Genomic DNA, 5,066 nt, shown 5'->3' with positions numbered 1-5,066 from the left:
CTGTGGGAGCTGGCATTGCCAGCGATGAGGCCGGGAAGAACAACACAGACCCGCAGGATTGATGTTGAAGCTGATGGCCTCATCGCCGGTTCACACAGGCTCCCACAGGGTTTCGGGCCAGATCCCTCTTTCAGCGCTCCGAATGCCCCTGCGCCATCGCCACCACCACCTTGCGCTTGCCGGTGAACGGCGAGCGGGCGTGAGCAGCCAGCATGTTGTCGAGCATCAGTACGTCGTTTTCCAGCCAGGGGAACTTGATGGTGCATTCGTCCAGCACACCACGCACTTCATCCAGCAGGTCGACTTCGATCGGCGAGCCGTCGCCGTAGTAGACGTTGCGCGGCAGTTCGTCCTCCTCCACCACGTCGAGCAGGCTTTCGCGCACTTCCGGTGGCAGGTTGGAGACGTGGAACAAGTGCGCCTGGTTGAACCAGACCATGTCCTGGGTCACCGGATGACGCGCCACCGATTGGCAGATCTGCCGGGTGCGCAGCTCGCCGTCGTCCTTCCATTCGCACTGGATCGAGTGCGCCCGGCAGTAGGCCTCGACCACGCTTTCGTCCTCGGTGTTGAACACCTGGCTCCATTCCACATCCAGGCCGTTGCCGTAGTTGCGCACGTACATCAGCTTTTTCTCGACGAAGCGCTCGCGGATCCGCGCCGGGATACGCCGGTAGATCTCGCGGCTGTCGGCGATCGGCGTTTCACCGCCGGTCTCGGCGGCGATCATGCTGTAGAACCAGATGCGCATCGGCCAGTCGAGGGTGTAGGCCTGTTCGTTGTGCAGCGGGATGCTCTGGTGCGCCGGGTATTCGGTAGAGGTGTAGACGCCCTTGGTCACGTTGCTGCGCGGGGTGGAACCGAACTCATAGCTGAGCAGCGGATCACCGAAGCCCGCAGCGAATTCGCGGAAGCGCTCGGCACCACCCACCTCGAAGCCTCGGAACAGAATGCCGCCAGCCGTGTACAGGTGCTGCGCCACCAGCGGCTTGAATTCGCCCAGCGTCTCCATCAGGTCCAGGCCCGGCTCCGGGGCCTCGATCAACATCGGCAAGGTGCCTGCGCCGGCCAGCAAAGGGCGGATATCCAAACTCAATGCGTGACTCATGAAAACTCTCCCTGAAGGGTGCCGCCGCCCGAGCCCCAACGGTCGGACAAGCGTGATCTGCTCATGGAACGTTTGGCCGGGGCGGAAAATTAACCCCGACGGGCACCTCGTCGGCTCGGGGAAACATTTGCTTGCATCTCTGTTACATCTTTCCGTTAAAGCCGCCCTGCCCTTGTTCGTACAGAAATGGATGCAGCGGACGCACGCGTCCGCCTTACATGGATCTGCAGCGAGAGCGTTATCCCATGTCGAAGAAATCCCGCTCGAAAATCTGGTTCCTGGTGCACAGCTGGCTGGCGCTGCCGATCTGGTTCTTCGTGCTGATCGTCTGCGTGACCGGCACCCTGGCCGTGGTCAGTCGGGAAATCATGTGGCTGGTCACCCCGGAAATGCGCGCCAACCCACCCTCGGACGACGCCGAGCGGCTTAGCTTCGAGCAGGTCAAGAACACCCTCGCCAGCAGCCATCCCGAGGCCATCGTCGGCTCGTTCTTCCAGCCGGACGGCGACTACTTCGCCCTGAACGTTTCGGTCACCTTCCCCGATGGCCGCTCCACCATCGCCTACGTCAACCCCTACACCGCCGAGCTCCAGGGCTTCGTGCCCAACTTCGATTTCCGCCGCTTCACCCGCGCCCTGCACGGCTGGTGGCTGGTGCCGTCGACCGGCGGCTATTCCTGGGGCTGGTACCTGGTGTCGATCCTCGGCCTGCCGATGCTGGCTTCGCTGGTGACCGGGCTGGTGGTCTACAAGCGCTTCTGGAAGGGCTTCTTCAAGCCGACCCTGCGCTTGCGCCACGGTGCGCGGATCTTCTGGGGCGACTTCCATCGCCTCAGCGGCATCTGGTCGATCTGGTTTATCGCGGTGATCTCCATCACCGGCACCTGGTTCCTGGTCCAGGCGATCCTCGGCGACAACCACATCAGCATTTCCAGCTATTCGCGGGTGGCTTCGGTCATCTCCCGCGACAGCGTGCCCGTCACCGCCGATGGCAAGCCACCGGCGCAGATCAGCCTCGACCAGGCGCTGGTCATCGCCCAGGAGAAAGTGCCAGGCCTGGACGGCAGCAACATCCTGCTGCCCAGCAACACCTTCGGCACCCTGCTCGCCGCCGGCCGCAGCTGGTACCCACTGATGTACCAGATGGTGGAGATCCATCCGTACACCGGCGAGATCACCTCCTCGCGCCTGCTGTCGGACCGTACCCCCCTGGAGTTCGTCGACGAGTCGATGCGCCCGCTGCATACCGGGGATTTCGGCGGTCTGTGGATCAAGCTGATCTGGGCCTTCTTCGGCCTGGTCCTGTCGATGATGGTGCTCAGCGGCCTGCTGATCTGGAGCAAGCGCACGGTGCTGGCCACCGCAGCGGCGCTCAAGCGCACGGCCAAGGAAGAACGCAAGCGCGTGGAAACCGACCCGGCGCTCTGACCCCCAGGCGCCAGGCAAAAAAAACCCCGGCATCCACCGGGGCTTTTTTTGCCTGCCGCACGCCGTTATTGCGCGGCCTGGGCTTCCATCTTCTGGCGCAGGCTCAGCGGCCGCATATCGGTCCAGACCTCTTCGATGTAGGCCAGGCATTCTTTCTTCAATCCGCTCTTGCCCACGGTACGCCAGCCTGCCGGCACCTCTTTGTAGTCCGGCCAGATGGAATATTGCTCTTCGTGGTTGACCACTACCTGAAACAGGATGTCGTCGCGGTCGAATACTGAAGTCATTGCTGCTCTCCGAGATAATCCAGGCGGGCCGCGCAGCCACGCGGCCCTGGTATGAAGATATACGTCTGACGACGCGGAAAAATTACAGGCTGGCGACCGCAGCGGCCAGCGCACGGGCGAAGATCGACGACACTTCGTCGATCTGCTCGGCGGTGATCACCAGCGGCGGCAGGAAGCGCACCACGCTGCCATGGCGCCCGCCCAGTTCGAGGATCAGCCCGCGCTTGAGGCACTCGCGCTGGACCAGCGGCGCCAGGCGCGGGAAGTACGGGGCATGCCCCAGGGCATCCACTTCACCGCTCGGGTCCACCAGTTCGACCCCGAGCATCAGCCCGCGACCACGGATATCGCCCAGTTGCGGGTAGTCGCGCTGCAGGTCGCGCAGGTGCCCGGCCAGGCGCTCGCCCATGGCGGCGGCATGCGCGCAGACATCGTGCTCCTTGAGGTAGCGGATCACCGCAGAACCGGCGGCCATGGCCATCTGGTTGCCGCGGAAGGTGCCGGCGTGGGCACCCGGGGCCCAGCTGTCGAGCCATTGGCGATAGACCATCACCGCCAGCGGCAGGCTGCCGCCAATGGCCTTGGACATCACCACCACATCGGGAACGATCCCGGCGTGCTCGAAAGCGAACATCTTGCCGGTACGGGCGAAGCCGCTCTGGATTTCGTCGACGATCAGCGCCACGCCGGCCTTTTCGGTAATGGCGCGCAGGCCACGCAGCCAGTCCAGGTCGGCCGGGATCACCCCGCCCTCGCCCTGCACCACTTCGACGATCACCGCCGCCGGCAGTTGCACGCCGGCTTCCGGGTCGCTGAGCAGGTTCTGCAGATAGTTCAGGTTGGCCTTGACCCCGGCCGCGCCGCCCAGCCCGAACGGGCAACGGTAGTCATAGGGGTACGGCATGAACTGCACGCCGCTGCTGAGCATGGCACCGAGCGGACGCTTCGGCCCGAGGCTGCCCATCAGGCTCAGGGCGCCCTGGCTCATGCCGTGGTAGCCGCCCTGGAAAGACAGCACGGTGCTGCGCCCGGTGGCGGTACGCACCAGTTTCAGCGCCGCTTCCACCGCGTCGGTCCCGGTCGGGCCGCAGAACTGGATCTTCGCTTCCGCCGCCAGCTCGGCCGGGAGGATGCTGAACAGGTCCTGGACGAACTGGTCCTTGACCGGGGTGGTCAGGTCCAGGGTGTGCAGCGGCAGTTCGTCGCTGAGCACCTGCTGGATGGCCTCGATCACCACCGGATGGTTATGCCCCAGGGCAAGGGTCCCGGCACCGGCCAGGCAATCGATGAAGCGACGTCCCTCGACGTCTTCGACATGCAGGCCCCGAGCACGCTTGAGCGCCAGGGGAATCCGCCGCGGGTAGCTGCGCGCGTTGGATTCCTGGCGGCTCTGCCGGGCCAGCAGCGGCGATTCGTCGAACTGGTAGAGCGTCTCGCCGGCGTCCTGATCTTCGGTAAACCTGATAGCGACTGACATCTGTGCAACCCTCGAAAAAATGGGATGAGGCGACCGTTAGCGACCCACGGCAACCGGTGCGCGACCGGTTGCCGCAGGCATTGATTCCTTTCTTGAAAAACGCACCAGCGCACTGCGGATTTACAAGCTGAAACAGCTTTTTCTCGCAGCCGCCGGTGCCCTGCCCTACAGCGCCTCCAGTTCGGCCATCAGGTCCGACAGACGGTCGGCCTTGGCCTCGTCGATCCGCGAGCCCTGCTGCTCTTCGAGGTACTGCACCAGCGCTTGCAGGGTGTTGAGCTCGAACATCGCGCGCAGCGGTACGTGGTACCCCAGGTCCTTCTGCACCCGGCTGACGATCTGGGTCGCCAGCAGCGAATGACCGCCAAGGGCGAAGAAGTCGTCGCTCATGCCGACCTTGTCGATCTGCAGCGCCTCGGACCAGATCGCCGCCAGTTGCAGCTCCAGCTCGCTGACCGGCGCGATGAACGCCGCCTGGGCCAGTTCCGGCTTCGGCAGTGCCCGACGGTCCAGCTTGCCGTTGGCACTCAGCGGCATCTTCTCCAGCAGGATGAAGTGGCTCGGCACCATGAACTCCGGCAGGTGCGCCTTCAGGTGGGCCTTGAGCAGCTCCTTCAGGTCGGCGCTGTCGTCCGCCACCAGGTAGGCCGCCAGCTGCTTGCCACCGACACCGTCGATATCGATCACGCTGGCTTCGCGCACAGCTGGGTGTTCCAGCAGGCGCGCCTCGATTTCACCCAGTTCGATCCGCAGGCCGCGGATCTTCA

General features: G+C 64.4%; 5 protein-coding genes. 1 reads left to right on the top strand and 4 read right to left on the bottom strand.

Translation table 11 applies throughout. From position 1 onward, the window contains the following. Positions 1 to 130: 130 nt before the first annotated feature. Positions 131 to 1,108: a TauD/TfdA family dioxygenase gene (locus tag ACODSK_RS32305; protein ID WP_489022182.1), complete on the bottom strand. Its 978-nt coding sequence runs from the start codon at positions 1,106 to 1,108 to the stop codon at positions 131 to 133. A gap of 245 nt (positions 1,109 to 1,353) precedes the next feature. On the opposite strand from ACODSK_RS32305, the gene ACODSK_RS32300 reads away from it, so the two are divergent. Then, on the top strand, positions 1,354 to 2,535 hold the full coding sequence (locus ACODSK_RS32300; protein WP_489022180.1) for a PepSY-associated TM helix domain-containing protein: 1,182 nt from the start codon (positions 1,354 to 1,356) through the stop codon (positions 2,533 to 2,535). A gap of 65 nt (positions 2,536 to 2,600) precedes the next feature. Here ACODSK_RS32300 and ACODSK_RS32295 read toward each other — a convergent pair whose 3' ends face one another. The 3 genes from ACODSK_RS32295 to ACODSK_RS32285 form a co-directional block, all read right to left on the bottom strand. After that, positions 2,601 to 2,822: an MbtH family protein gene (locus ACODSK_RS32295; RefSeq protein WP_489022178.1), complete on the bottom strand. Its 222-nt coding sequence runs from the start codon at positions 2,820 to 2,822 to the stop codon at positions 2,601 to 2,603. Positions 2,823 to 2,904: 82 nt separating this feature from the next. Continuing rightward, positions 2,905 to 4,299, bottom strand: a complete 1,395-nt coding sequence (locus tag ACODSK_RS32290; RefSeq protein WP_489022176.1) for an aspartate aminotransferase family protein — start codon at positions 4,297 to 4,299, stop codon at positions 2,905 to 2,907. A 165-nt stretch (positions 4,300 to 4,464) separates the two neighbouring features. Beyond that, the coding region (locus tag ACODSK_RS32285) for a phosphopantetheine-binding protein (protein ID WP_489022174.1) at positions 4,465 to 5,066 on the bottom strand (602 nt) is incomplete at its 5' end.

This window comes from Pseudomonas sp. FG98, from assembly GCF_057808595.1.
This window is presented reverse-complemented; position numbering and strand designations above follow the sequence as displayed.

Bases quoted from the DNA above. Each gene is read 5' to 3' on its own strand.
- ACODSK_RS32305 (WP_489022182.1), bottom strand. From the start codon at position 1,108: ATGAGTCACGCATTGAGTTTGGATATCCGCCCTTTGCTGGCCGGCGCA.
- ACODSK_RS32300 (WP_489022180.1), top strand. From the start codon at position 1,354: ATGTCGAAGAAATCCCGCTCGAAAATCTGGTTCCTGGTGCACAGCTGG.
- ACODSK_RS32295 (WP_489022178.1), bottom strand. From the start codon at position 2,822: ATGACTTCAGTATTCGACCGCGACGACATCCTGTTTCAGGTAGTGGTC.
- ACODSK_RS32290 (WP_489022176.1), bottom strand. From the start codon at position 4,299: ATGTCAGTCGCTATCAGGTTTACCGAAGATCAGGACGCCGGCGAGACG.